The organism is Methylobacterium sp. 391_Methyba4 (assembly GCF_029691625.1).
Taxonomy (GTDB): domain Bacteria; phylum Pseudomonadota; class Alphaproteobacteria; order Rhizobiales; family Beijerinckiaceae; genus Methylobacterium; species Methylobacterium fujisawaense.
Genome location: NZ_CP121475.1, coordinates 3,717,432 through 3,744,211 on the forward strand (window position 1 = coordinate 3,717,432; position 26,780 = coordinate 3,744,211).

Below are 26,780 nucleotides of genomic sequence, written 5' to 3' on the forward strand. Positions count from 1 at the left end.
AAAGTGAAATAATTCAAGAGTAAGATCAGTAACCTAGAGCAGTCGCTTCCACAATAGGAAAAGACCACGGACCCGCTTGAAATACCTTCGGGTTTCCGACGCGTGCCTGATCTTTGCTGCGATGATATCCGGGATCGAGAGGCGCCGGGCCAGCGCTTCGTAGATATCCATTCCGTCTGCGAGAATGATCTTCCTGACTGTGAACGCCTGCAGACCGACTTCGGTGAATCCCGCGAAGCTAACGAAAAGACCGCGCGTCCATTTCGGACGTTCGTTCACCTTACCTTGAAAACCGCGCAAAGTACTGGCGTCGGTCTTCACGCGGTGCCACTTCGCCTCGAGCAGATACGTGTTGCCATTCAACTGGAACGAACCGTCGATCTGCTCGCCGACAACGGTGAAACCTCCGCGCGCATCCATGTCCCATGCGTTGTAGAGGTCCGTAAGTAGCCGCTCGAAATGGCGCCCTCGGGCCTGAGGATCATCCGACAATTCGTGAAGAGCAAGAAAGCGCTCCTCAAGTCGTCGCAACTCCTGCTCGTTCGAACGTAGTGCTTTCCGAGTGTTCGGCGGATTCGGATCGACGCCGCTCCGAACGATTTCGTAATCTGGAAGTAGAGGTCCGCCCAATCGCTCCACGATTAGGCTTAGACGCCGATGTGCATCGACGGCCATCTCGATCTGCTGGCTAGCGACTCGCTTCGTCTCACAGTATTCCCATAACGCGGCCAGTGCTCTTACGATCGCCCGCGGTTGCCCGACCGTCAAGAATGCGCGGAGGCGTTTACCCTTGCTGCCGCCATAGATCGCGTAGGCGCCATCATCGATATCGACCCCGACCTCCCGGTTGAAGAAATCCGCGAAAGTGTTGTTGGTAAAATCAACCACGTAGCCCGAGCTCATGCCGAACAGCTCGTCGACGAGAATTAGTTCGATTGGTCGAAGCTGCTCCATCCGTTCGACTATCCGCATGTTCGTGTGCAGCCCTGCTCCGTTCCGCGCTGTTCGCGGGACCTCCTTGCTGCGTCCGAGCCTGTGCGAACGGCCGGGCGACGCGCTTCGGCCGCAGACGCGGATTCGGGTGGCACACCGCGTAACCTGACGAGCTTGCGGCGCAAAGGGTTCGAGACCCCGAAGCGAGCCTCCGACGCGAGCGGTGCACAAGGAGTGTCGCTTCCGCCTCCCGACGGGCGGCGCCCGCTCCGACGTACATCCCGGAAGCCTGGTCGAGCGAGGCGCGTTCTACCGCTCTCCGGATTTCTGCGTGGAATGCATGAGCCGCTCCGAACCTGCCTTCGGACTGCCTCGCCTCGCATGAGATCGCGCGAGCGGCAGGGCCACGCGTTCGGTACCGCGCAGTTCATCGGCCGGCCCGGCTACCAGCGGAAGTCGGGAAAGCGGATTGTCAAAATCCGACAACGGACCGGGCGCTGTCAGCCTCCGAAAAGATTTCCGGCCCGGTCCCTGCCCGACGTCTCGCGATGAGGGGGCAGAAATCGCGAGACACGGCGGAGTGGCACAGGCTCCGAATTCGGCCCGCACCGATGACGAAAGGTGTTCAGTTCGCGCTATACGGCCAATGCAGCTCGGAGTTCGCGACACCTGCCACTTCGATCTCGTGTGCCAGCGCCTCATCACAATGGACCCGACCTCGCGGCGACAAACTAGCATACTGCGCCAACGAACTCGCTGGATGCGCCGGCTACGCGAGTTGGCAAGATGCGCCTGAACGTCCGTGTGTGGACGCCCCATCGGATTCAAGGGGGTGTTTGAGAGATCTGTGCGCGCAGGTTCAGGTGCTTCCGTGTGTCCGGCCTTTCGATGCAGCCATCCTCACGGCTGCTGGCCTGTATGGAGATCGCGGATCGGGTCCAAGTCGCTTTGGCGCGCTCGAGGCGCTTGGACGTTCACTGGTTTTCCCGACCCCGTCTTCTGACCGTTGCGCCATACCTCTCGCCTGACCTTCCCTGCCTCCCTGACGCCTCAGGCCGTGGCGGTCACGCCGTGGCCGGAGCTCTGTAGGAGCCGCCGCGGGCCATCAACGCCCAGACGATCCTCGCCATCTTGTTCGCCAGGGCGACGGTGATCAGCATGCGCGGCTTGCGCGACAGCATACCGGCCAACCACGCCCCAGCTTTGTCGGGAGCGCGCGCCGCGACCTTGGTCGCAGAACTCGCGCCCAGGATCAGCAACCGTCGCAAGCTGCGCTCGCCCATCTTAGTCGTTCGCCCCAGCCGCTCCTTGCCGCCGCTGGAGTGCTGCCGCGGGACGAGGCCGAGCCAGGCCGCAAAGTCGCGCCCGCGGCGGAAGGTACTGGCGGCCGGTGCCAGTGCCACCAGTGCGGTCGCGACCACCGGGCCGATACCCGGTACCGTCATCAGCCGCTTAGCCACGGCATCGTCCTTCGCACGCTGGGCGATCGCGCGGTCGAGGCGCGCGATCTGCGCTTGGAGCGCTTGCAGGCTGTCCGCGATGACGGCCAGGACCGGCCGTGCCTCGGCCGGAACGTCAGATGTGGGGTCGCGGACGATCGCGACGAGCTGGCCAACGTGCCCGGCCCCCTGGCGAACGACGTATCCAAACTCGGTGAGGTGCCCGCGCAGCGCGTTGATCAACTGGGTCCGCTGACGCACGAGCAGGTCGCGCGTACGGAACACCACTGCCGCAGCTTGAGCCTGCGCGCTCTTGCCCTGGACGAACCGCATCGTCGGGCGCTGCGCCGCCTCGCAAATCGCTTCCGCGTCGGCCATGTCGTTCTTCTGCCGCTTCACAAACGGCTTCACGTAGGCTGGTGGGATGAGCCGCGTGTCGTGACCTGCCACGGCTATCTCGCGCGCCCAGTAATGAGCACTGGCGCACGCCTCCATCGCGACCACGCATCGCGGAAGTGTCGAGAAGAACGCCAGCACCTGATCACGCCGCAGCTTCTTGCGGAACACGACTGCGCCACTCGGACCGGAGCCGTGAACTTGGAAAACCGATTTGGCCAGATCGATTCCGACCGTGCTAACCTCGCCCATGGACGCCTCCTGCAGTGGTGTCACAACACCTCCACTCTGGCACGCCGATGCCGTCAGGGGGCGTCCACCCCAACGCTCCCGGGAACGGCAAGGACCCGCTTCGACCGCGAGATCGGCCGGAGAGCGGCTCCACGTGCACCCGCGCCGCCTCACGAAGGTGGCGAAGCGGATTCGATCTTCCGGAGAATTTCGGGCAACGAAACCGGCCTGAAATTCCAAACGTCCACTCCGACGTCGCAGGTGGCTGGCAGGTTCGGCAAGGCTCCGTGGCTATGTCCATGCAAAGCCAGAGATCCGCGGCGGGATCCCCTCCACCCGCGCAATGCGTAATGGAACAGGACCAGCAGGCGGCCATTCGCGTCGATCTCGGCGTAGTGCTGCACCGAAGCCCAAGGCAGCGCCAGGGTTCTTCCACGGTCGTGGTTGCCGCGCACCAGATGGATCGCCCGACCGTGTAGGCGACCGAAGATCTCCGCCTGCCGATTGGGACCACAGCGGTAGGCGAAGTCGCCCAGATGCCAGACTTCGTCGCGGTCCTCGACGACGGCGTTCCAGCGTTCGATCATCGCCTCGTCCATCTCGGCCACGTCGGCGAATGGACGATGGCAGAAGCGGATGATGTTGGCGTGGCCGAAATGGTGATCTGCCGTGAACCAGAGGGTCATGGCTCCCTCCCCCATGCGCCTGCTGAGTCGCGATCGGCGCCCACTTAGAAAACCAGATTTTCTGATAATCTTCCATCCGGTCTAGCTGGCTGGTCGGCTTTCTCGATCCCGCCGACGGGCCAATGCCCAAGACCCTCAGAAGCGCACGTCATCGAAGATTGATCGAACTGCTCGTCGAAGCTCGTGAGCGATCAGGCCTGACTCAAAGCGAGCTCGCCTCGCGACTTGGCCGATATCAATCGGTCGTCGCCGCGATCGAAGGAGGGGGAAGGCGGATCGATCTGGTCGAGTTTCTCGAGATCGCGGACGCGTTGGAAATCGACGCGACGGTGGTCCTGAAGGCAGTTCGCGCGATCTCCCCCTGACGTCGGTTCAGCCCGACCAATCCTCGTCGAGGAACCCCAGGCCGGCGAAGGGCGGCTCGGGTTTGCAGCGATCGTATCGATTGCGACGGTCGCTGCGACGGCACCAGCGCCCATCGCGGATTCCGTCATTGTAGCTGGCGACAGGCTACGGCCGCACGGCTAGGATCCTCTCCATGACTGCGCCGATGGATGAATTCTCACCTCTCACGATCGCAGGCTACGCCTCGCTCGCCTCGTCCACCGACCAGCGAAGCGACGGTGGCTCGCTGGCGTTCCCTCTGCTCGGGCTCTTCGGGGAAACGGGCAGCCTTCTCAGCGAAGTCAAAAAGAAGCAACGTGATCGGGCCTCGTATCTCGGATACGCCAGCGCCGTCGTCGAAGAACTCGGCGATGTCCTCTGGTACGTGACCGCGGTCGCTTCACGCGGCGGACTCCGATTGGAGGAGATCTTCGCAAGCCCGACCCAGACCGGTGCGGCGACCTTCGCATCCCTCCAGCCCGCGATCATGCCGCATCAGGACGCGCCGAACGCGGCTTTCGAAAGGACGCTTCTCCAGCTTGCCAGCGAGGTCGGTGTGCTGCTCGCCGACCAGCACGAGGAGCGGCTCGGACAAGGCGATCTGCTTGCGGATCGGTTGAGATCGATCACACGGTCCCTGGTCGAGGCCGCCACCGAAGCGGGAGTGACGCTCGAGGCGGCGGCAGTGAAGAACCTGGAGAAGATCTTCGACAGGTGGCCGCACGAGCGCATCTATCCGGTGCCCCTCGATGCGCAGTCCGATCCGGCGGAGCAGCTGCCGCGAGACCTGTACGTCGACATCTTCGAGCGCGACGTCCGCGAGCGCAAATTCGTCTACCAGCGTTGCAACGGCATCAACATCGGCGACCGGCTGACGGACAACGCCATGCTTCAGGACGACTACCGCTTCCACGACGTCTTCCACTACGCCTACGTCGCCGTGCTCGGCTGGTCGCCGGTCGTCCGGGCCCTGCTCCGGGTGAAGCGCAAGAGCGCGCCGAAAGTGGACGAAGCGCAGGACGGCGCACGGGCGATCCTGATCGAGGAGGGGATCACGACCTGGATCTTCGGGCAGGCAGTGGACCTGGAATTGTTCGCCGGCGCTCGGCCCGGCGACATCCCGTTCGACCTCCTGAAGCACGTCCGCCAGTTCGCGGCGGGCTACGAGGCGGAGCGCTGCCCGCTTTGGATGTGGGAAGAAGCCATTCTTCAGGGCTATGCGGCTTTCCGCTTCCTGCGCGAACATCGGCGCGGGCGTATCCACATCGACATGGTCAACCACCGCCTCTCGATCGAGCACCTGCTTTGAGAACGCCCGCATCCTTCGCTGCAGCGCTCGCCGAAGTTCGGCTGCCCTCGGTCTTCAATCCGTACGGAGACGTCTGCCCGGAACATGATCGCGCCGATGCCGCCACCGTGCGTCGACGCAATCTCACGCGCTGCCTGGAAGCGGCGCTCGACGCCAACGTCGATACGATCTGGATCGCCCGCGACCTCGGATATCGCGGCGGCCGCCGGACCGGATTGCCCCTGACGGACGAGGTCCATCTCGAGCCGGCCGGCGCCCTTATGGGCGGCATCGACCTCAAGCGCGCCACCCGCGGTCCCGTCGTCGCCGAGCGCACCGCGGCGATCATCTGGCGTGTTCTCGCCCGGATAGGCGAGCCTGCGATCCTATGGAACGTCTTCCCGCTCCACCCACACGAGCCGAAGAACCCGTTCTCGAACCGATGCCACACCCGCGCCGAGCGCGACGCCACGTGGTGCCTCATGGAGGCCTTGATCGCGATGGTCGCGCCCAAGCGCATCGTCGCGATCGGGCGCGATGCGGCTCTGGCTCTTTCTGGTATCGACATCCCGCTCTCAGTCGTCCGCCACCCGAGCTACGGCGGACAGGCGGAGTTCATCTCTGGCGTGCATTCGCTCTACGGTGTCGCCCAGACGACCAAGGAGCGGCCGACGCCTGCGAGCCTGCCCTTCTGAACACGCATGCGGGCCTTGCGGAAGGGCTCCGGCGACTCCGTCCGAGACGATCGGCGGCGACGGGACGAACGTGGTCGCGGCGCCCCCTCGATCCGGCATCGGTCAGGCCGCGTATTTCTGGCCGGCATCCCGGACTCGGCTTAGAAGGGTCTTGATGTCGTTGCGACGGGTGCCCTTCGGCAAATCGACCTCAGCACGCGTGGAGACGATCGTGAGTTCGCCGAGATCGAGGCCCGTCTCACGGCAGACGAAATCCATCAGACGCCCAAGGCCGATGAGGTTTCCGAGCAATTTTTCAACGTAGAAGTGGTTACGATACATCGCCGTAAGCCCAAGCTTCTTTCCGCTGTTCTTCGCTCCGGGCACCACCTTGAAACTCAGGAAGCTGAGACATTGTCCTCCGTAGGGTGAATTGTCGACGTCGCGTGCCGCATCGAACAATGGAAGCTCGAATTTGTTGAGGGATTTGACTTTTTTGTCGTTGATCCGTCCGACGATATCCCAAAGCTGATTCGGGCTCTTCCCTTCCGGCACCGAAACGTCGATCATCCGCTCGAAGTAGTAGCCAGACCACCGCTCGTTGCGCCGAACCCTTCTCAACACCCGTTCCTGGAAGACGTCGAAGAAGGCCGGGGCACCGTATCGGTGGTAAAGACTGGCAGGGAAGATCGTGTTCGCCACGGTCCCGACCGCCTGTTGACCCTGTTGGCGGAGGAAGTCATCGACCAGAGCGACGCCTGGATCCTGCAGCGTCGTGTTCCTCGTCGGGTCCGCGATGTCGAGGACGACGTTGTAGGCGCAGTGGCTCGGCTGCGCTTCGACCATCCGTACGGCCTCGCGCCAAGCGCTGATGCAGTCAGGCTGCTGGGGGATCGGGAGATACAACGACATCCTCCGTCAGTTTCGCGGCAGCGTAGATGCGCGGGGCGATAAACGTCTCGGTGAGCCAAGCGTGGCCTCGCTTGCCCCACTTCGCGCCCCAGCTGTTCCGCACCAGGATCGCACGATGGCCGCCGGCCTTTCCGTGGCCGACGGCGACCACGGCGTGACGGCGCTGCGGCTCCGGCGTTTCGCCGGTGGCGGGATGGATCATGCCGTCCGCATCCGGTCGAAAGAAGGAGCGGGAAAGCTGGATCAGGACGATGACCGGCTGGCCGCGCTCGATCTCGCCCACGATGATGTCGAAGGCGACCGGGCGACGTTCGGATCCGCGTCTGAACAGAAGGCCGACGTCGCCCGGCGGGACCCAGGACGCAGCATCGACCGGCGTCGCCGGAAGGTAGGGCCAACCGCCCTCCTCCGGCTGCCCGTCCTCACGCAGTACGTCCAGCATGGACGCCAGCGTCGCTCCTTCATCCGGACCGAAACCCATGCGCGTCTGAGCCCGATGAAACGCGTACTCGGACGAAAGGGGGAGCCATCCGGGCCGAACCCCGGCATGGGTGTCGCTCGCAGCAAACGCGAGACAGGTCGGCCGGGGGCCCTGATCGCGCGCATGACCGAAGCGCGGCCGCAGGTCTACGAAAACCTCGACGCCGCTCATGCCGCCTCAAGCAAGCTCCGCCGCTCGGCACGAGAGAGGCCTTCCTCCTCGGGGCCGGTCAGGTCCATCTCGACGTCCAATTTGGTTAGGAGCGCGTCGGGATCCCAGGGCCGAAACTCGGCGAGTTCGATCAGTCCGCGGAAGTCGTCCGGCGGCGCGGCCGTGACGCGCCGAAGCACGTTGTCGCCGACGCTGTCTTCGGGTGGCTCCGACAATTCGTCCCCGACGATCGCGAAGCCGCTGTCTTTGAGCTGATCGATGTCCCACAGATATCCGCCGCCGCTGTGCTCCTTCAGGCGGAGCACGAAGATGTCGTTGCGGCTTCCATCGATGCGGGTTCCGGCGTCGCGTTCCGTGAGAAGCCAGACGTCGCCTCGATAGTCGTCTGGGCGGTAGGGATCCAGAAGCTCGGCCTTGAGTTCCCGCGGTTTCGTCTCGAGGAGCGCGTCGACGTGTCCGGAGGTGATCAGACGATGCCTCGCGAGCGTGTAGCAGGTCGCCGCGTAGCTGGCGCCCAGACGCAGAGAAAGCTGGTAGACGCGATCGGGTCGGACGAAGTCCCTCGCCGTCCAGCCCTGACGCGATGCGTGTGCGAAGAAGAGCCAACGCGGCATCATGAACTCGACCGCGAAGGCATCCGCTTCGACCTCCTGGAATTTCGGCGCCCTCTCACCAGCCATCGGCATGCGCCGCAGAATTCCCTCGTCGTCGAGACTGGGCTCGTGCCCAAGGGAGAAGTGCCCGAGCTCGTGGGCTGCCGTGAAGCGCTGGATGCTCATGGCGCGCTGTGTGGTCACGAGGATTCCCGGAGCCGGATCGTTCAGATAGGCTCCGAGGAGTCCCTGCAGAGGACGCAGAAGGAGTGGCAGGTCGAGCGCTCCGATCGATCCGAATACGTCGACATTGCCCCCATGCGCTTCGACCCGTGATCGTATGCCGAGATCCCGATGAAGCCGCGCGGCGGCCTGTGTACCGGCCCGGACCGCTCCTGCGTAGGTTGTCGCGACCATCGCTCAGCCTCGATCCGGCCGCGCTCTGACCCGCAGGTACTCCGCGAAGCGACCGAGCTCCTCTCTGTCCTTCTCCGAGAGCGCCGCCGCCTGCCGCGCCAAGTGGGCGACGTCGATCGGCAGTTGTGAGGAGGCCTCGTCTTCTCCGGTGAAGTAGCCCACAGGTTGGCGGTAGAGTCTGGCCAAACGCGTCAGCTCGATGGCTTCCACACGGCGCTGGCCACTCTCGATATCGGTCAAGGCAGTGCGCGGGATCTTGAGGTAGTTCGCCACCTCCTCCTGCTTCAGACCGAGATACTTCCTGGCCTCTTTCAGCCGATCGCCCAGCTTCCTGCGTTCCTCCTCGTCGCTGCCCGGAGGGCTCGAGGCTTGGTTCACGTCTTCACTCCGTTGATCTTGGCCCAGTGCTTCTCGATCCGTGGAACAAGCTGTTCCAACGCCTGCTCCACCGACGTGAAGCCACCCGCGCGTACGACGGTATCCGGCAGGTTGCAGCCGACGACACTTTCGACCGCCGTGAGCAGCGAGACGACCACCAGGGAGTCGATCTGAAACTTCGTCGTGGCGATCGCCGCCGGCGTGGGCGGCAGGGCGTCGCCTTTCACGGCCGCCTCCGATTTGACCGCCTCGATCAGCTCGTCGCGTAGGCACTTCTCGACTTCGGCCGTCGGGAAGGACGACACGGATGGAGCGGGGAACGTGGCGAGCGTCATGGCCTGTCGAAATCCGTGACTTTCCAAGAACAATAATGTCGAATTTTTCGACATGCAAGCGGCGATCAGGATGCGACCTGAAACGGCTGCGGACGCCCTGCAAAAGCGTTGGACGACCGATCGCGGCCAAGCGTATCGGAAATGCCGCATCCGATTTCGGACCGGTGGCACGACGCCGATCCGTACCTTCCATGGCCTCGCGATAGGTTGCCGAGGAAGTTACGGACAAGGAAGACGCCGGACCCAAGCCCGAACGGATCAGTCACCCGACGTGCCGAACCCGCGATCATCCGGCCTCGGGACTAGAACGCCACGCGGCCCTGCAACTGGTCGCGCCGTGTCCCGCCCTGCTGACCGCGGCGATGGCACGACGACCGATCTCGGTCGACGGTGCTGCCTCAGGCGACGCATCGCACACCCGGCCCGCCTCGCGACGAGCGGCAGGTCGATACGCGATGCGAGATCCGGATGCGGGCGAAGGACGCCGTGCGACGCTTCGGCCCGTTGGTGGATCGACCCGATCCGCACGTGAGCCGAGAAGGCACCCCCATCAAAAGGGTGTTTCGATTTTTTCGTGGGCCGACGGCGACCTCGTGCGCGTAAGAACGGCAGGACCTCCTCGATGTCCCACCGAGTGACCGCGCCCGGCGCGCGATCTCGGCCGCCGATGTGCCCGTGTCGAGTGCATAGGAAGCACCGGCCCACTTTTGAACCGCGTTCGCCGTCGGGCGGAGGAGGCGCCCGCATGGACCGCGGAGCACCGAAGGAACCAGCGTACCCTGGATCGGCATAGCCGCGGACGACGTCTGGAACGTCGAACGCCTCCGACCCTGGATATCGCCGATCGACGAGCGGCACACCCGCCTGGACCGAAGGCAGTGGATTTCTGAGCAGGTCGGAAGGAATGCGCAGGTCCCGTGTCCCGCACCTAGGTCGAGATCGAGCTACGAAGGCGCCTAAGGCGTCGGGAGATCCAGCGCGGCCGAAACCGGAAAATCGGAGTGAGCCGTCGCTTGCCCATTCCTTCGGGAGCGGACCCACACGCGGGTCCCGCAGCGTGGCATACCCGGTGCCGCCTTGGTGCTGCCTGGAAAGCTGCAACGCCGGGGTGAGGTGTTGCAACGATCCTGCAAGTACTTGCAATAATTGAAGTTTTGGAGCGGGCGAAGGGATTCGAACCCTCGACCCCAACCTTGGCAAGGTTGTGCTCTACCCCTGAGCTACACCCGCTCACTAGTGCCGCGCCGCCTGGACTTTCGTGCCGGCGGCCCCCGGCGCGGCTCTCTAAACACCATTCCGGCGGACGACGCAAGCGCCCTTTTCGCGAACCGTGACGATTTACCAATTCGGGTCCGGCGGGAGGCCTTCGTGGATCTCGCGGAGCCGGGCGCGGGTACCCCGGGTGGTGCCCTCGGGCAATGCGTCCAGCGCGAAGAAGGCGCATTCGGCGACCTCCCGGTCCGGCGCCTTGGGGCGCAGCACCGTGAAGGCCGGCAGGACGAACAATGCGACGTGATCGCGGGGGGCGGCCACCACATTCCGGTAGAGGGCGTGCAGGCGCGGCTCCCCCTGGGGCACGATCTCGGCCTCCTCGCGGAATTCCCGCACCATCGCGTCGCGCACGGCCTCGCCGCGCTCCACACCGCCGCCGGGCAGGTGCCAGCCGCTGACATAGGTGTGGCGCACGAGGGCCACACGTCCCGCCCCGTCCAGGGCGACGCCGCGCACGCCGAGGGTCATGCCCCGGGACGCGAGAGCCCCGAGGTGGAACAGGCGCCGCAGGAGCGGCCGGTCGAGGAGCATGCGGGTGCGCGGCTCAGACGACGTCGAGGGTGATCTCGCCGAGCCCGGCGATCGCCGCGACCATGCGCTGTCCGCGCTGGACCGGGCCGACGCCGGCGGGCGTGCCGGTGAAGATCAGGTCGCCCGGTTGCAGGGCGAAGTAACCCGACAGGTAGGCGATCTGCTCGGCGACGGACCAGATCATGTCGGCCAGGTCGCCCTTCTGACGAATCTCGCCGTCCACCGACAGCGTGATCGCGCCCCGCGCCGGGTGGCCGAAAACGGAGACCGGATGCAAAGCGCCGATCGGGCCGGACCCGTCGGCCGCCTTGGCGGTGTCCCAGGGCCGCGACATCTTCTTGGCCTCGTCCTGGACGTCGCGCCGGGTCATATCGAGGCCGACCGCGTAGCCGTAGACGTGGTCGAGGGCGATCTCCGCCGGGATGTCGCTGCCGCCGCTGGCGAGGGCCGCCACCATCTCGACCTCGAAATGGTAGTTGCCGGTCTTCGGGGGGTAGGCGTGAGGCGTCGGCTCGGAACCGACGATCTGCAGGGCGTCCGCGGGCTTCATGAAGAAGAACGGCGGCTCCCGGTCGGGGTCCGCCCCCATCTCGCGGGCATGGGCGGCGTAGTTGCGGCCGACGCAGTAGACGCGGCGTACGGGAAACAGGTCGCTGCTGCCCACGATGGGGAGCGCGATGCGTTGCGGGTTCTGGATGACGGAGAGCATCTCTGCCTCTGCGGTGGATCGTCCGGACGGCCCGGCGCGACGACGCCCGGGCCCTACATCATCGTTGTAAGGTCCGCACCGGCGCGCGCCATACCGGAGCTTGCGTACCCCCGCCTCTGGCCTACAGAATCTTTGCGATGACCCCGACAGCCGCCCTCGACACCCTGCTGACCGCCCTGCGGGACGGGCTCGGCGCGCGGCACGTGCTGACCGATCCGGACGCCCTGGCGCCCTACCTGACCGAGAGCCGGCGCCTGTTCACCGGATCGGCCCTCGCCGTGCTGCGGCCCGGGAGCACCGAGGAGGTCGCCTTCGCGGTCCGCGCCTGCACGCAGGCCGGCATCGCGGTCGTGCCGCTCGGCGGCAATACCGGCCTGACGGGCGCCGGGGTGCCGCAAGGAGGCGTGGTGCTGTCCCTGGAGCGCATGACCCGGCTGCGGGCGGTCGATCCGGTGGATGCCACCATCACGGTGGAGGCCGGGATGATCCTGCAGGACGTGCAGGACGCGGCCGAGGCGGCCGGCATGCTGTTTCCGCTCTCCTATGCGTCCCGGGGCTCGGCCCGGATCGGCGGCGGCGTCAGCACCAATGCCGGCGGGATCGCGGTCCTCGCCTACGGCAACGCCCGCGACCTCGTCCTGGGGCTCGAGGTCGTGCTCGCGGACGGACGGGTCTGGAACGGGCTCAAGTCCCTGCGCAAGGACAATGCCGGCTATGACCTGAAGCAGCTCTTCATCGGCTCCGAAGGCACGCTGGGCATCGTCACCGCGGCCGTGCTGAAGCTGTTCCCGCGGCCGCGCTCCACGAGCGTCGCCTTCGTGGGGCTCGATTCGGCCAGGGCCGCCCTCGACCTGTTCGTGTTCCTGCGGGCGCGGATGGACCGCGACCTGACGGCCTTCGAATACCTCCCGCCCTTCGCCCTGGAGATCGTGCTGCGCCACGTCCCGGGGACGGTGCGGCCGCTGGACGGCGCGCACGGCGCCTACGCGCTGATCGAGGTCGCGTCCGCGCGCCCGGATGCCGACACGCAGGCCGAACTGGAATCCGCCCTCGGGCAGGCCCTGGCGGACGGGGTGATCGCGGACGCCACGATCGGCACCAGCGGCGCCCAGAACGCCGCGCTCTGGCGTCTGCGAGAGGGCGTTCCCGAAGCGCAGACCCGCGAAGGCGCGTCGATCAAGCACGACGTGTCGGTACCGCTGTCGCGGCTCCCCGCGTTCTTGGAGCAGGCAGGCGCGGCCTGCACGGCGGTGATGCCCGGCCTGCGACCCTGCGGATTCGGCCATTTCGGCGACGGCAACATCCATTTCAACCTGTCCCAGCCGCCCGGCATGGCGGCGGCGGAGTTCCTGGCCGAATGGGGCCGGTTCAACCGGATCGTTCACGACATCGTGCACGACCTCGGCGGTTCCATCGCCGCCGAGCACGGGGTCGGCCTGATCAAGCGCGAGGAACTCGCCCGCTACGGCGATCCGGTCGGGCTCGACCTCATGCGGCGCCTCAAGGCCGCCCTCGACCCCAAGGACCTGCTTAACCCCGGCAAAGTCATCATCCGGGGCGACCGCGACGCTTCGACGGCGCGCTGAGGAATTTTGTGCATCGCGCCATAATTCGGCGCGGAGCCGGGTGCAGGACAGCAACGCCGCGCCGTCATCCGCCGGGGTGGCCCGCTGCGTTAAGCCGCTGCTAACGCTTCGGACAGACCTTCACCGTAGACGACAAAGACGGGTCCTTCGGCGCCAGGCATGGCAATTGCTCAGAGGCCTTCCTATTTCGCAGATGCGAGATCGAGCGACGAACCGTCACCGACAGGCTGTTTTCATATCTCTTTGGAGACCGACGGAATGCCCACCTCTCAGGCCCGCGTGCAGACCAACGAGGCGAGCCGCTACCTGCAGCAGCTCTGCCGGCACTGGAGCCACAAGTTCAAGGTCGAGGCGACGCCCGTGCACGGCACCGTGCCGTTCGGCGAGGACCGCGTCTGCACCTTCGATGCCGAGCCCGACGCCCTGGTGATGCGCATCGACAGCTCCGACCCGGTGAACCTCACCCGGCTGGAGAACGTCGTGGCCGACCACCTCGCCCGCTTCGCCTTCCGCGAGAGCCTCGGCGACATCCGCTGGTCGCGCGCCGCCTGAGAGACCGCGCAGCGCGGTCACGTTCGACCCGTCCGGCCCCTGGCCCGGGCGGGGTCTCGCGATCCGGAACGGCCCGCAGCGGTGGCGCACCAGGTGGCGCACCACTTGCACGCGAGTCCGGCTTGCGGCCAGATCGGTCGCCGCCGAGACCGGGATCGATCCATGAAGCGACGCACCCTGCTGACAGGCGCCGGAGCGCTGGTGGCCGGGACGCTCGCCCGTCCGGCCCTGGTGCGGGCGGCCTCCGCGACGACGCTGCGCTTCGTGCCCTACGCGGATCTGGCGCTTCTCGACCCGATCATCACCACGAACTACGTCACGCGCACCCATGCGCTGATGGTGTTCGACACACTCTACAGCCTGGATGCCGCCTATCGGGCCCAGCCGCAGATGGTCGCGGGCCACGAGGTCACGGCCGACGGCCTCACCTGGCGCCTGACCCTGCGGGACGGCCTGCGCTTCCATGACGGCACGCCGGTCCTCGGCCGCGACGTTGTGGCGAGCCTCAGGCGCTGGTCGCAGCGGGACGCCTACGGTGGGGCGCTGTTCGACACGGTGGACGACCTCTCGGCGCCCACCGACACCGTGGTGCAGTTCCGCCTTAAACGGCCCTTCCCGCTCCTGCCGGACGCCCTCGCCAAGCCGACCTCCTATGTCCCGGTGATCATGCCGGAGCGCCTGAGCGCGACGCCGGCGACGCAGGCGGTGCCGGAGATCGTCGGCAGCGGCCCGTATCGGTTCGTCGCCGCCGAACGGGTTCCGGGCTCGCTCAACGTCTACCGCCGGTTCGAGGAGTACCGACCCCGTCCGGACGGGACGGCGAGCTTCACCGCCGGACCGCGGATCGCGCATTTCGACCGCATCGAGTGGCGCACGATCCCCGACGGCTCGACCGCGGCCGGCGCCCTGCGCTCGGGCGAGATCGACTGGTGGGAGCAGCCCCTCGTCGATCTCGTGCCCGACCTGATGCGCCAGCCGGCCGTGCGGGTGGATCTGGTGGAGACCGCCGGACTGATCGGACAGATCCGCCTCAACCACACCCTGCCGCCCTTCGACAATCCCGCGATCAGCCGCGCGCTGCTCTCGGCCGTCGACCAGACCGAGATGATGGACGCGGTCGCCGGCAGCGACCCGGCGATCCGCCGCGGGCCCGTCGGGATCTTCACCGCGGGTGGTCCGATGGCGTCGTCGGCCGGCATGGCGGTGCTCACCGGCCCTCGCGACCTCGCCGCAGCGAAGCGGGCGCTCGCCGAGGCGGGCTACAAGGGCGAGCGGGTGGTGCTGCTCTCCGGGACCGACGTGCCGCGGATCAACGCGATCTGCGAGGTGATGGCCGATGCCTGCCGCAAGCTCGGGATGAACCTCGACGTCGTCGCCACCGATTGGGGGACCGTGAACCAGCGGATCCTGAACGCGAAGCCCCTGGATCAGGGCGGCTGGTCGATGTTCGGGATCTTCTCCGGCGGGCTGGACCATCTCTCGCCGGCCTACCATCTGGCCGCCCGCGGGAACGGCCGCGCGGGCGTCCCGAGTTGGCTCACGGACGCCCCCCTGGAGGAGATGCGCAGCGCGTGGTTCGCCGCGCCGGACCTCGCCGCCCAGAAGGCCCTCGCGGCGCGGATCCAGGCGCGCGCCCTGGAGGTCGGCGCCTATCTCCCCTGCGGCCAGTATTTCCAGCCGACCGCCTACCGGCGCGACCTCGAAGGCATGCTGACCGGGCTGCCGCTGTTCTGGAACCTGCGCCGGTCGGCCTGAGCGCGCAGCCGCCGGGTCACCCGACGCTCATCAGGCTGGCATTGCCGCCGGCCGCTGCGGTGTTGATCGCTGTGGAGATTTCTTCGACCAAGCCCGCCGGATCGTAGAGATCGCCGGCCGCCAGCGCCTCCGGCTCGCGGGCCTGGAGCGGCAGGATGGCTCCGTCGCGGACCGCGATAGCGGCGTTGAGATCCCGCAGGGCCGTCGCATCGCCCGCGAACAGGACGCCCTGGACGTCGCCCGCGCGGTCGAGATCCGGAGCCCAGGCGATCCGGGCCGCGCACACCGCCGGCAGACCGTCCAGGGCCGCATCGCTGCCGCCGGCGGCGACGATGACCGCCGCGTTGCCGGTGCCGAGGATCGCCCCGAGCTGGAGCAGGAGCGCCGTCTCCGTCGCCGCGATGGCGGCGACGCGCCCGCGCGGACGCAGGGCGTACAGATTGCGCTCACCCACCGGTCCGGCCAGCGCGATCGGGGCGGATCCGGGATAGCGGACGGTTTCGAGCCTTTCCGCGAGGTCGTGGCGATGGCGCGACCGCAGCCAGGCCGTGTAGGGGCGCAGCGCCGCGTCGTCGGCGGGCAGCCCGTCGCAGGCGTCGGCGGGCGGTCTCCGCACCAGCCGGCCGAGGGCCAGCGGGCCCCCGGCCTTGGGGCCCGTCCCCGACAGGCCCGAGCCGCCGAAGGGCTGCACGCCCACCACCGCGCCGATGATGTTGCGGTTCACGTAACGGTTGCCGGCCCGCACGCGGCCGAGGACGTGGTCGATGGTCTCGTCGACGCGGCTGTGCAGCCCGAAGGTCAGCCCGTAGCCGGTGGCATCGATCGCCGCGAGGAGCCTGTCGAGGGTATCCCGACGGTAGCGCAGCACATGCAGCACCGGGCCGAACACCTCCTGCTCGACATCGGCGACCGCCCCGATCTCGATCAGCGTCGGCGGTACGAAGGTCCCGGCGCCGGCCTCGGGCGGCAGGGGCAACTGCTCCACGGGAAACCCCCGCGCGCGCAGGCTCGCCACATGATCGACGAGGCGGGCGGCGGCGTCGGCGGTGATGACCGGTCCGACATCGACGGCGAGGCACCGCGGGTCGCCGACCTGCAGCTCCCGCAGGGCGCCCTTGAGCATGTGCAGCGTCCGGTCGGCGATCTCCTCCTGCAGGCACAGGATCCGCAGCGCCGAGCAACGCTGGCCAGCGGAATCGAAGGCCGAGGCGATCACGTCGGCCACCACCTGCTCGGCGAGCGCGGAGGAATCGACCACGAGGGCGTTCTGGCCGCCGGTCTCGGCGACGAAGGGCACCGGATCGCCGAAGCGGTTCAGCCGCCCCGCGAGTGCGCGCTGGATGGCCTTGGCCACCGCGGTCGAGCCGGTGAACATCACGCCCTGCACGCGCGCATCCTCGACCAGGGCGGCGCCGACACGGCCGTCCCCCGGCAGCAGGTGAAGGGCATCCGCCGGGATCCCGGCCGCGTGGAGCACGCGGATCGCCGCAGCGGCGATCAGGGGCGTCTCCTCCGCGGGCTTGGTCAGGACCGTGTTCCCCGCCGCGAGGGCGGCCGCGGCCTGCCCGACGAAGATCGCCAGGGGGAAATTCCACGGCGCGATGCAGGCGACCGGGCCGAGCGGCTCGTGCGCGTCGCCGAGGATTCGCTCGGCCTCGGCGGCGTCGTAGCGCAGGAAATCGACCGCCTCGCGGATCTCCGCCACGGCGTTCGCGTAGGTCTTGCCTGCCTCCCGCACGATGAGCCCGATCAGCGCCGGCATCTGCGCCTCGAAGGCGTCGGCGGCCCGCCGCAGGCAGGCGGCGCGCGCGGCCGCCGGCGTCGCCGCCCAGCCGGCGGCGGCCGCTTCCGCCCGGGCCAATGCGCCCGCGACAGCCGCAGCCGTCGCCGCCCGGCCGAAGCCGACGACGTCCCGGTGGTCGGCGGGATTGCGCACGGGCTCGTCGGCCGCCGCGTCGTCCTCGCCCGACGGCACCGCCCGCCAGACGGTGCGCTCGCTCGCCAGCAACCCCTCCGAGAGATCGGCGAGGGCGGCCTCGTCGGCGAGGTCGAGACCGGCGGCGTTCGCGCGGTGCGAACCGTACAGGTCCCGGGGAGCCGCGATCCGCGGATGCGGCGCCCCGGGGCTCGGCATGGCCTCCACGGCGGTGACGGGGTCGGCGATCAACGCCGCGATCGGCACGGCCGCGTCGGCGACTTGGTTGACGAAGGAGGTATTCGCCCCGTTCTCCAGAAGCCGCCGGACGAGATAGGCGAGCAGGGTCTCGTGCGTGCCCACCGGCGCGTAGATCCGGCAGGGGCGGCGCAGGCGCTCTCCGGCGACCACGGCCTCGTAGAGCGGCTCGCCCATGCCGTGCAGGCACTGGAACTCGTACTGGCCGAGCCGAAAATTCGGGCCTCCCATCTCGACGATGCTCGCCAGGGTCTGGGCGTTGTGGGTGGCGAATTGCGGGAAGACCGCGTCCGGAGCCGCGAGGAGCCGACGCGCGCAGGCGAGATACGAGACGTCGGTGTGAAGCTTCCGGGTGAAGACCGGGAAATCCGCCAGACCGTCCACCTGCGCCCGCTTGATCTCGCTGTCCCAATAGGCGCCCTTGACCAGACGCACCATCAGCCGCCGACGGCTTCGGCGGGCGAGATCGATCAGCACGTCGATGACGAAGGGACACCGCTTGCCGTAAGCCTGGACCACGAAGCCGAGCCCGTCCCAGCCAGCGAGGTCCGGATCGAGGGCGAGCCGCTCCAGGATATCGAGAGACAGGTCGAGGCGATCGGCCTCCTCGGCGTCGATGTTCAGGCCCATCCCGTAGCTCTTGGCGAGGCGGGCGAGGTCCCGCACACGGGGATGGAGTTCGGCCAGAACACGGTCGCGCTGCGACCGCACGTAGCGGGGATGGAGCGCCGACAGCTTGATCGAGATGCCGGGTCCGAGGAGCACGCCGCGGCCGGCGGAGGCCGCCCCGATCGCCCGGATCGCCTCCGCGTAGGCGCGCCGGTAGCGTTCCGCATCCTCGGCGGTCACGGCAGCCTCGCCGAGCATGTCGTACGAGTAGGTGAAGCCCTTGGCCTCGCGCCACCCGGCATGCCGCAGGGCCTCGGCGATCGTCCGCCCGGCCACGAATTGCTCGCCCATCATCCGCATGCAGAGATCGACACCGGTGCGGATCACCGGCTCACCGCCGCGGGCGATCAGGCGGGTGAGCGCGGCGGACAGACCGGCCTCGTCCCGGGTCGCGGCGAGCTTGCCGGTGACGAGCAGGCCCCAGGTCGCCGCGTTCACGAAAGGCGACGGGCTGTGCCCGAGATGGGCTGCCCAGTCGCCGCCCGCGATCTTGTCGCGGATCAGCGCGTCCCGCGTCGCCGTGTCGGGGATTCGCAGCAGCGCCTCGGCGAGGCACATCAGCGCCACGCCCTCCTGGCTCGACAGCGCATATTCGTGGATCAGCCCTTCGACGCCGCCGCGGTGCCCCTGCCGACGCAGGGTTTCAACCAGGTGTCCCGCATGTTCGGCGACGCGCCGGGCGGCCTCGGGCGACAGGCGGGCCTGATCGAGGAGCGCCGCCACACACTCCCTCTCGGGGCGCCGAAAGGCCGCGGTCACGGCCTGCCTCAGGGGCGACCGGTCCGGCAGGTCGGCGGCGAGCCAGCGGGAGGCAGCGCTCACCCCGACGGCCGCAGCTTCGACGACGCCGGTCCCGGACATGATCCGTCCCTCCGACACGGCACGATGCCGCGCCGTTACGACCTCAGGCTACACAATCCGGGCGCCGCGTCGAAGCCGGGGTGCCGACGGAAAGGCTTGGACCGACCGGCCCGTCCCGGGCGGTCACGGTCACGCGGCCTCACCTTTCAGGAGCGAAGCCTGCGCCTGCGCGAGATCGGATCCCGTATGCAGGGATGCCCCGGCGATGAACTAGGTCAATCCATAGGCTTCCGCCCACATAAGGTCTTGTCGTATGTTTTGGCCGTCTATTGGTCCGCTAGCCGCGAATTACATTAGACTATATTGAGATATATTAGGGCATTCAATCGTTTTGCACCTTCGGATTGTCCGCCCTTGGTTGCGGACCGCTCAGGTCAGAGTCCCACGTCTCGATGAGGACGCCGCATGCCGCGTTTGGAGATCACCGGCACCGAACGACGCTACAACACGGTCGCAGCCATCGAAGACAAGGGTGCGTGGCAGATGGTCATGCCCTTTCCGCGGGCTTCGATCCGCGCCGCCGCCCTTGTCGGCGATGAGAGGCTGATCTGCCTGTCCGAAGACGGGGAACTCTGCCTGATCGCGTGGCGCTCGCGCCGGGATGTCGTGCGGCGGCGCCTGCCGCGCGGGGATTCCAGTGCCCGTAGGCTGTTCGTCACGCGCGATGCCGAGCTGATCGCAGCCTATGTGAGCCATGTTCCGAGTGACGAGATCCAATACCTCCACCGCCTCGTCGTCCTGCGGGCGGCGGATCTCGAAATCCTGCTGGATGGGCGGGGGATCACCTGGCCGTCCGACGGTCCGATCGGACGTCTTTCCGCCGAGGAGGCTTATCCGCCGCGACCGGGTGGACCGGCCATCCTGACGATTCACGGCGATCTGTTCGAGGATCCGGAGGGAAGGCTGGCCTTCATCGGCCTCCGATGTGGGCCGGGCGGGTCGTCCTACGGGCTTTGCCGCCTGGAGCGAACCGACGGGTCGGTGCGCTACGATCCGCTTCCGGACGCGGTGAAACCGTATTGGTTCAGCCCGAGCGGCCGCTACGCAGTCACGCCGCGCCTCGATCCTTCGCCCAGGGAATCCGAAGCGGCAGCGGATGCGGTGGGGGACGATCCCCGACACCGCGCACAGGCCGTCGAACTCTGGACGACCGAACCCGTCGCCCACGTCGCGACCCTCGTCGCGCGCCCGGGCCCCGAGCCGCACCGCGTCATGACGGAGGTGGCCTGGGAACCGGACGAGCGGGCGCTCTGGGTCAAGTACGGGTTCTTCTGGGATCGGAACACGGAGTTCCAGCGCATCGGCCTGGACGGCGCCCGCTCGCCCGTTTTCGCGTTCGGCCGCTATGCGGGCGCCAAGGCCGTTTCCACATTCGGCGACGTGGCCGATGCCGAGAGGGTCGAGATCCGCTTCTACAGCGACGCAGTCTTCATTCCGCGACCCTGGTGCGCCGATTCGGGGCCCGCGCGGCTGATCGCGCAGGACGAGGACGGGTATCGCCCTCAGGCGTCGGCGGGGCCGAGCGCGTCTGCGGTCGGGCGCTTCCTGGCGCGCTCGCTACCGGTGGTCACCGTGGCGGATTTCTCGGCTGCGGCCATCGCGGAATCGTTGGGCTGGCTCACAGGCCAGATCCGGACGGATCTCGCCTCCCTTCTGCGGAGCGACGCCCTCGCGCTGACCTTCAGGGTCGGCGGGAAGGCGATGACGGAGCCGGCCTTCTTCGCGCGGATCGCGCGCGAGCGCATCGCGGTGGCGCCCGTGCTGCGTGAGCTCCTGACAACCTATCTCGAAGTCCAGCCCGCACTCGTGGCCGCCAGGAACCTGTACCGGCAGATCTGGGGCCCCGAGGACGACCAGGGAGCGCTGGCGCCGGCGATGCAGGCGCTGCTCCATCTCGATCCGGCGGCCCACGACGTGTTTCGCGACTATCTCGCCCAGCGCGACGGGGAGCACGAGGACTACTCCACCACGGTGATGATGCAGACCTACATCGCCGCGACGGGCTGGCGGGACCGGGCCATGATCGGGTTCGGCGTCTATTTTGCGCTGATCCGGTACAGGGACGGCGTGATCAGCCTGGGCGGAGGCTTCCTCGAGGAACACGGTGTCCTCGATGCCGCCGAGGGGTTGCTGGATCCCGCCGACTTCGCCGTGCTCATCCGCGAAGAACTCGACGGGTTCGCAGCGCGGCCCGATCTCGATTGCCACCTCGGCCCGGACGCCCTGTCTCGCGAACTCCGAGCCAGCCTCGCGACCACCGCCTATGGCCGGCGGGTCCTGGCGGCGCTCGCGGACCGGCCGGCCGCACCGCCCGGCCCGACCTGAGGCCGCGGGACGCGAAACGGTCTGTCGCGCGATCCCGTCACTTCATGGCTTGGGCGTGGGCGGCCTCGATCGCCTCGGTGAGGAGGGGCTGGGCGCCCTTGCGGCGCAGGGTGGCGGTGGGGATCACCACCGGGTCGGCGCAGGCCTGGACGACGTGCGCCAGGTCGAACTGCACCGCGAGGCCTCCGGCCTTGGCGTCGAGCCACGCCATCATGGCCGGTGGCTGGCCGTCGTAGGTCTCGGTGACCGCCTCGCGGCATTCCTTGTCCGCATCGACGGACTTCGGATCGCCCGTCCTCGGCCGATAGCCCGCGAGGTAGAGTTCGTGCAGCGTCTTGGAGGCGAGCGTCACCATCTTGGTGCCGCCCGCGCCCTCGGCGAGGGCGAGCGTGCCGGTCAGGGATGCGGGCAGCAGGGTGGTCCAATCCACGGGGGCGCCGGTCGTGAGGTCGTAGACGATCGACATCGTGCTGGAGTTCGGATGCGCGCCTCCGCAATACATACTGTCGGAGATCACGAAGCTCAGGAAACGCGGGCCGCGCATCGGGGTCTCGACGGTCCGCTCCCAGGAGCCGTTCTTCCCATCCTGCGCCTTGCAGTCCCGCGCCGCCGCGAGGGCCTTCGTGTCGAGGCGCTTCACCGCCGCATTGATCCGCCGCCCGGCGTCGTCGGCCGGCGCAGCGATCTGCGGCATGGCCGCGAGGCCGGGGATCAGGTCGGCCGGCGCCTTCAGGACCACGGGTCCGTCGGCGGCCCAGGCGGGTGTGGTCAAAGCCAGGAGAACCGCGGTCCAACCCGCAGCCCTGCCGCAGGCTCGCCATGCGCTCGGCCGGACGGTTCGCTTGAACATGGTGCCGCTTCTCCCGATGGCGGCGGGTCCGACATCCGGGGCCGCCCGCCGTGTCGCGCTTCGATGCGTCCGTCCCTACCATCGGCGAACGCCGTGCGGCGCGCGCTTTGACACCTGCGGAAGCGGTGGCAGAAGCCCCGCATGACCGCGATCCTGATCTACGGCGCCACCGGCTATACCGGCCAGCTCCTGGCCGCGCAGGCCGTCGGGCAGGGCCTGCATCCGATCCTGGCGGGGCGCGACGCGCACACGCTGCGGCCGCTTGCTTCCCGGCTCGGTCTGGAGATGCGGGTCGCACGCCTCGACGATGCCGACGGCCTGCGCGCCGCGCTCGCAGGTGTGGCGGCGGTGATCCACGCGGCCGGCCCGTTCTCGAAGACGGCGCGACCGATGGTGGAAGCCTGCCTCGCCGCGGGCGCGCATTACGTCGACATCACCGGCGAGATCGCGGTGCTGGAGGCGCTCGCCGCGCAGGATGCGGCGGCGAAGGCGGCCGGCCTTGTCCTCCTGCCGGCCGCCGGCTTCGATGTGGTGCCGAGCGATTGCCTCGCTGCCCACGTGGCCGGGCGCCTGCCCGGCGCGACGCATCTGCGCATCTCCATCGGCGGGTTCGGCGGCTTCAGCCGCGGCACCGCCCGCACCATGGTGGAGGGCATCGCCTGGGGGACGCGGGTGCGCCGGGACGGACGCATCGTCGAGCTGCCGAGCCCGCCCCGCGGCACCGCCGATTTCGGCGCCGGCCCGCGCCGGACCGTGGGGCTCGGCTGGGGCGACGTGTCCAGCGCGTGGTACTCGACCGGGGTGCCGAACATCGACGTCTACTTCGAGGCCTTCCCCGCCATGGCGGCGGCGGCCGGTCTGCCCGCCGGAATTCGGCGGATCATCGCCGGCGGCACCGCGCAGCGCCTGATCAACCGCGGCATCGACCGGCTGCCCGCCGGCCCGACCGCCGCCGCGCGGGAGAAAGCCCGCAGCACCTTCCTGGCGGAAGCCTGGGACGGCGCCGGCCGCCGCGCGGCGAGCCGGATGGAGACCGCCGAGGGCTACACGCTGACGGTCTGGACCGCCCTGGAGATCGCCCGGCGCGTCACCGCGGGACAGGTCGCGCCGGGCTTCCACACGCCCGTCACCGCCTTCGGCGCCGACTTCATCCTGGGTTTTCCGCATGTGACGCGGACGGATCTCTGACCGGCGCTCCGGACTGGCCCAGCGCTCGATCCAATACGAGCCGCCCGGGGCTCACACGGTTGCACCGATCTGCCAGGGGGCGAATTCCGAGGAGCCGAAATCGAACTGCTCGCTCTTCGTCCGCTCCCCGCTCGCGACCCGGAGGACCAGGTCGAAGATCCGGCGCCCGGCCTGCTCCACGCTCTCTTCGCCGTCGAGGATCGTGCCGCAATTGACGTCCATGTCCTCCTCGAGCCGCCGGTACATGGCCGAGTTCGTGGCGATCTTGATCGACGGCGACGGCTTGCAGCCGAATACGCTGCCGCGCCCGGTGGTGAAGCAGACGAGATTCGCCCCGCCCGCCACCTGCCCGGTGGCCGAGACCGGATCGTAGCCGGGCGTGTCCATGAACACGAAGCCCTTGGCGGTGACGGGATCGGCGTAGCGCAGCACGTCGACGAGGTTGGTGCTGCCGGCCTTCGCCATGGCGCCCAGTGACTTCTCCAGGATCGTGGTCAGGCCGCCGGCCTTGTTGCCCGGCGACGGGTTCGCGTCGATCTCCGATCCCTCCTTGCGGGTGTAGTCCTCCCACCAGTGCATCAGGTCGACGAGCTTCTGGCCCACCTCCGGGCTGACGGCACGGCGGGTGAACAGGTGCTCGGCCCCGTAGGTCTCGGTGGTCTCCGACAGGATCACCGTGCCGCCGTTCTGCACCACGAGGTCGCTGGCGATCCCCAGAGCCGGATTCGCCGAGACGCCGGAATACCCGTCCGAGCCGCCGCATTGCAGGGCGACGATCAGTTCGCTCGCCGGCACCGGCTCACGGTGAACCACGTTCGCCTCGGCCAGGATCCCCTTCACGAAGTCGATGCCGGCCTCGACGGTCTTCCGCGTGCCCCCGAGGCTCTGGATGTTCATGCTGCGGATCCGGTCGCCGAGCCCCTGTTCCTCCAGGAACGCGCCGATCTGGTTCACCTCGCAGCCGAGCCCGATCATCACGATGTGCGAGAAGTTGACGTGCCGCGCGTAGCCCGCGAGCGTCCGCCGCAGGAGACGCAGCGGCTCGCCCATCGCCATGCCGCAGCCGGTCTTGTGGGTCAGCGCCACGACGCCGTCGACGTTGGGATAGGGAGCGAGCGGGTCGAGGCCGAGGATCGGGTGGCGGCGGAACGCGTCGGCGATCAGGTCGGCCACGTGCGCGCTGCAATTCACCGAGGTGAGGATGCCGACGTAGTTGCGGGTGGCTACGCGCCCGTCGGGGCGGCGGATGCCCTGGAAGGTCGCCGCCGGCGTGACGAGCCGCGTCGGCTTGGCGTCGACGCCGAACGCGTAGTCCCGGGCGAATTCCCCCATCCCGAGATTGTGGACGTGGACGTGCCGGCCGGCCGCGATGTCCTCCTTCGCGAAGCCGATGATCTGGCCGTACTTGGTCACCGGCTCGCCGCTGCGGTGCTCCCTGACCGCGACCTTGTGGCCGGCCGGGATCCGCTCCGCGGCCGTCACGCCGTCGGCGACCGGGGTGCCCGGCTCGATGGCGCCGCGCGCCACGGCCACGCCGTCGGCCGGCCGGAGGGTGATCACGGGATAGGTGGACATCGGTCTCTCCTGGGATTCGGTGGGGCCGGTCGCCGTCACCGCGCCGCCTCGGGGCGCAGGGCCGGGACGCGGGCGTCGCGGACCGGCAGCGGCGCGATCTCGCCGACCACGAACAGGTAGATGAAGGCGCCCAGCAGGCAGAACCCGCCGGCGACGATGAGGGGGATCACGAACGAGCCCTGGGTGACGGTGAGCATGATGCCCGTGAAGGTCGTGGTCACGATCCCCGCGACGTTCGAGGCGAAGTTCTGGATGCCCCCGATCGAGGCCACGTGGGCCGGGGTCGGCGCCACGTCGCCGGGCAGCGCCCAGATCGACGCCGCCGTGAAGGCGAGGCTGCCATAGGCGACCGCGAAGCACAGCAGAGCCACGTAGACGTTCGGGGCGATGATCGACAGCGTGATCACCGACGACATCAGCATGCCGCCGACGAGGCAGGTCTTGCGGGCCGCCGTGAGGCTCCAGCCGCGGCGGTAGAGCGCGTCCGACGCGAAGCCGCCGAGCCAGCCCGCGGGGATCGACGCCAGGGCCGGCAGGCTGCCCAGCGTGCCGAGTTCGGCCAGTGAGAAGCCGCGCGCCTTGACCAGATAGGTCGGAAACCACGTGATGAAGAAGTAGATCACGAAGTTCAGGCAGAAGAATCCTGCCATCATCCCCCAGACGGTGCGGTACCGGAACAGCGACAGCCACGGCACCTGATTCTGGGCGTCGGCGGCATCGACGGTCTTCGGCCGGTCCTGCGCGGCTCGGAGCCGGGCCAGTTCCTCCGGCGAGACCTTCGGGTGGTTCTCCGGCTCGCGGTAGAGCCACATCCAGAACACCGCCCAGACGAAGCCCAGCACGCCGGTGACGATGAAGGATTCCCGCCAGCCGAGCGTCGCGATCACCCAGGAGACCAGCGGGATCGCCAGCGCCGAGCCCACCCGGGAGCCGCTGTCGAAGATGCTGCTGGCGAAGCTGCGCTCGCCGCGGGGAAACCACGAGGCCGCGACCTTGGCAAAGGACGGATAGGCCCCGGCCTCGCCGATGCCGAGCAGCATGCGCAGGCCGAGCAGCGACAGGAAGCCCCGTCCGGCCGCGGTCAGCGCCGTGCAGGCCGACCACCAGACCACCGCGACCACCAGGGAGAGCCGCGCGCCGACCCGGTCGGCCACGTAACCGAAGGGCAGCTGCATGATCGCGTAGGTCCAGAAGAAGCCCGATAGGATCAGGCCCATATCGGTGGCGTCGAGCCCCAGTTCCTTGGACATGGACGGCGCCGCGACCGCGAGATTGGCGCGGTCGATGTAATTGATGGCGTTGGCGGCCATGCAGAGGCCGATCATGAGCCAGCGCAAACGAGGCATCGCGTTCTCCTCCCGAATGCCGGGGATGGCGTCCCCGGGCCGTGCGGCGCCCCCGTTTTGGCCGGGGGTC

At 68.3% G+C, this 26,780-nt stretch carries 22 protein-coding genes and 1 tRNA gene; 8 read left to right on the forward strand and 15 right to left on the reverse strand.

The window, feature by feature from the left end:
• Positions 1 to 33: 33 nt before the first annotated feature.
• The 3 genes from P9K36_RS17380 to P9K36_RS17390 all read right to left on the reverse strand — a co-directional run bounded on the left by P9K36_RS17380 (position 34) and on the right by P9K36_RS17390 (position 3,685).
• Positions 34 to 954, reverse strand: a complete 921-nt coding sequence (locus P9K36_RS17380) for a restriction endonuclease (protein ID WP_043378421.1) — start codon at positions 952 to 954, stop codon at positions 34 to 36.
• Positions 955 to 1,997: 1,043 nt separating this feature from the next.
• A complete protein-coding gene (locus P9K36_RS17385) occupies positions 1,998 to 3,020 on the reverse strand; it encodes an IS110 family transposase (RefSeq protein WP_043378424.1) in 1,023 nt (340 codons plus the stop codon).
• A gap of 149 nt (positions 3,021 to 3,169) precedes the next feature.
• Positions 3,170 to 3,685, reverse strand: coding sequence for a metallophosphoesterase family protein (locus P9K36_RS17390; protein ID WP_043378427.1), 516 nt, complete (start codon positions 3,683 to 3,685; stop codon positions 3,170 to 3,172).
• Positions 3,686 to 3,807: 122 nt separating this feature from the next.
• On the opposite strand from P9K36_RS17390, the gene P9K36_RS17395 reads away from it, so the two are divergent.
• From P9K36_RS17395 to P9K36_RS17405, 3 genes are all read left to right on the forward strand, one after another.
• Complete coding sequence (locus P9K36_RS17395) at positions 3,808 to 4,050, forward strand: helix-turn-helix transcriptional regulator (protein WP_043378430.1); 243 nt, start codon at positions 3,808 to 3,810, stop codon at positions 4,048 to 4,050.
• A gap of 173 nt (positions 4,051 to 4,223) precedes the next feature.
• Positions 4,224 to 5,378 (forward strand): nucleoside triphosphate pyrophosphohydrolase family protein, encoded by a 1,155-nt coding sequence (locus tag P9K36_RS17400; protein WP_230365903.1) that lies wholly within the window; start codon positions 4,224 to 4,226, stop codon positions 5,376 to 5,378.
• A 107-nt stretch (positions 5,379 to 5,485) separates the two neighbouring features.
• On the forward strand, positions 5,486 to 6,052 hold the full coding sequence (locus P9K36_RS17405) for a uracil-DNA glycosylase (RefSeq protein ID WP_230365902.1): 567 nt from the start codon (positions 5,486 to 5,488) through the stop codon (positions 6,050 to 6,052).
• A 102-nt stretch (positions 6,053 to 6,154) separates the two neighbouring features.
• Here P9K36_RS17405 and P9K36_RS17410 read toward each other — a convergent pair whose 3' ends face one another.
• From P9K36_RS17410 to P9K36_RS17445, 8 genes are all read right to left on the reverse strand, one after another.
• A complete protein-coding gene (locus P9K36_RS17410) occupies positions 6,155 to 6,937 on the reverse strand; it encodes a hypothetical protein (protein ID WP_043378438.1) in 783 nt (260 codons plus the stop codon).
• On the reverse strand, positions 6,909 to 7,595 hold the full coding sequence (locus tag P9K36_RS17415) for a C1 family peptidase (RefSeq protein WP_043378441.1): 687 nt from the start codon (positions 7,593 to 7,595) through the stop codon (positions 6,909 to 6,911). The genes P9K36_RS17410 and P9K36_RS17415 overlap by 29 nt, the downstream gene beginning before the upstream one ends.
• Entirely contained in the window at positions 7,592 to 8,605 is a 1,014-nt protein-coding gene (locus P9K36_RS17420) for an ImmA/IrrE family metallo-endopeptidase (RefSeq protein WP_081948541.1), read from the reverse strand. The genes P9K36_RS17415 and P9K36_RS17420 overlap by 4 nt, the downstream gene beginning before the upstream one ends.
• Positions 8,606 to 8,608: 3 nt before the next feature.
• On the reverse strand, positions 8,609 to 8,983 hold the full coding sequence (locus P9K36_RS17425) for a helix-turn-helix transcriptional regulator (RefSeq protein ID WP_043378444.1): 375 nt from the start codon (positions 8,981 to 8,983) through the stop codon (positions 8,609 to 8,611).
• On the reverse strand, positions 8,980 to 9,318 hold the full coding sequence (locus P9K36_RS17430) for a hypothetical protein (RefSeq protein WP_051975900.1): 339 nt from the start codon (positions 9,316 to 9,318) through the stop codon (positions 8,980 to 8,982). Before P9K36_RS17430 ends, P9K36_RS17425 begins: the two co-directional genes overlap by 4 nt.
• A gap of 1,155 nt (positions 9,319 to 10,473) precedes the next feature.
• Positions 10,474 to 10,548: transfer RNA gene (locus P9K36_RS17435), tRNA-Gly, on the reverse strand.
• Positions 10,549 to 10,656: 108 nt separating this feature from the next.
• On the reverse strand, positions 10,657 to 11,121 hold the full coding sequence (locus P9K36_RS17440) for an NUDIX domain-containing protein (protein WP_043378448.1): 465 nt from the start codon (positions 11,119 to 11,121) through the stop codon (positions 10,657 to 10,659).
• 13 nt (positions 11,122 to 11,134) lie between these two features.
• Complete coding sequence (locus P9K36_RS17445) at positions 11,135 to 11,830, reverse strand: fumarylacetoacetate hydrolase family protein (protein ID WP_278305573.1); 696 nt, start codon at positions 11,828 to 11,830, stop codon at positions 11,135 to 11,137.
• Between the two features lie 137 nt (positions 11,831 to 11,967).
• On the opposite strand from P9K36_RS17445, the gene P9K36_RS17450 reads away from it, so the two are divergent.
• The 3 genes from P9K36_RS17450 (at position 11,968) to P9K36_RS17460 (ending at position 15,723) form a co-directional block, all read left to right on the forward strand.
• A complete protein-coding gene (locus P9K36_RS17450; protein ID WP_278305574.1) occupies positions 11,968 to 13,416 on the forward strand; it encodes an FAD-binding oxidoreductase in 1,449 nt (482 codons plus the stop codon).
• Positions 13,417 to 13,674: 258 nt separating this feature from the next.
• Positions 13,675 to 13,968 (forward strand): DUF2218 domain-containing protein, encoded by a 294-nt coding sequence (locus P9K36_RS17455; protein WP_043352813.1) that lies wholly within the window; start codon positions 13,675 to 13,677, stop codon positions 13,966 to 13,968.
• 162 nt (positions 13,969 to 14,130) lie between these two features.
• Positions 14,131 to 15,723: an ABC transporter substrate-binding protein gene (locus P9K36_RS17460; protein WP_278305575.1), complete on the forward strand. Its 1,593-nt coding sequence runs from the start codon at positions 14,131 to 14,133 to the stop codon at positions 15,721 to 15,723.
• Between the two features lie 16 nt (positions 15,724 to 15,739).
• Here P9K36_RS17460 and putA read toward each other — a convergent pair whose 3' ends face one another.
• Positions 15,740 to 19,426, reverse strand: coding sequence for a trifunctional transcriptional regulator/proline dehydrogenase/L-glutamate gamma-semialdehyde dehydrogenase (gene putA, locus P9K36_RS17465; protein ID WP_278305577.1), 3,687 nt, complete (start codon positions 19,424 to 19,426; stop codon positions 15,740 to 15,742).
• 405 nt (positions 19,427 to 19,831) lie between these two features.
• On the opposite strand from putA, the gene P9K36_RS17470 reads away from it, so the two are divergent.
• A complete protein-coding gene (locus tag P9K36_RS17470; RefSeq protein WP_278305578.1) occupies positions 19,832 to 21,751 on the forward strand; it encodes a hypothetical protein in 1,920 nt (639 codons plus the stop codon).
• Positions 21,752 to 21,788: 37 nt separating this feature from the next.
• On the opposite strand, the gene P9K36_RS17475 is transcribed toward P9K36_RS17470, so the two are convergent.
• Positions 21,789 to 22,601 carry a hypothetical protein gene (locus tag P9K36_RS17475; protein WP_278305579.1) on the reverse strand — a complete coding sequence of 271 codons (813 nt, stop codon included), beginning with the start codon at positions 22,599 to 22,601 and terminating at the stop codon, positions 21,789 to 21,791.
• 141 nt (positions 22,602 to 22,742) lie between these two features.
• Between P9K36_RS17475 and P9K36_RS17480 the strand changes: the two genes are divergently transcribed.
• A complete protein-coding gene (locus P9K36_RS17480) occupies positions 22,743 to 23,789 on the forward strand; it encodes a saccharopine dehydrogenase NADP-binding domain-containing protein (RefSeq protein ID WP_278305580.1) in 1,047 nt (348 codons plus the stop codon).
• A 51-nt stretch (positions 23,790 to 23,840) separates the two neighbouring features.
• On the opposite strand, the gene P9K36_RS17485 is transcribed toward P9K36_RS17480, so the two are convergent.
• Together P9K36_RS17485 and P9K36_RS17490 are read right to left on the reverse strand one after the other, a co-directional pair.
• Positions 23,841 to 25,364 carry an altronate dehydratase family protein gene (locus tag P9K36_RS17485; protein ID WP_278305581.1) on the reverse strand — a complete coding sequence of 508 codons (1,524 nt, stop codon included), beginning with the start codon at positions 25,362 to 25,364 and terminating at the stop codon, positions 23,841 to 23,843.
• A gap of 35 nt (positions 25,365 to 25,399) precedes the next feature.
• Positions 25,400 to 26,710, reverse strand: coding sequence for an MFS transporter (locus P9K36_RS17490; RefSeq protein ID WP_278305582.1), 1,311 nt, complete (start codon positions 26,708 to 26,710; stop codon positions 25,400 to 25,402).
• Positions 26,711 to 26,780 lie beyond the last annotated feature (70 nt).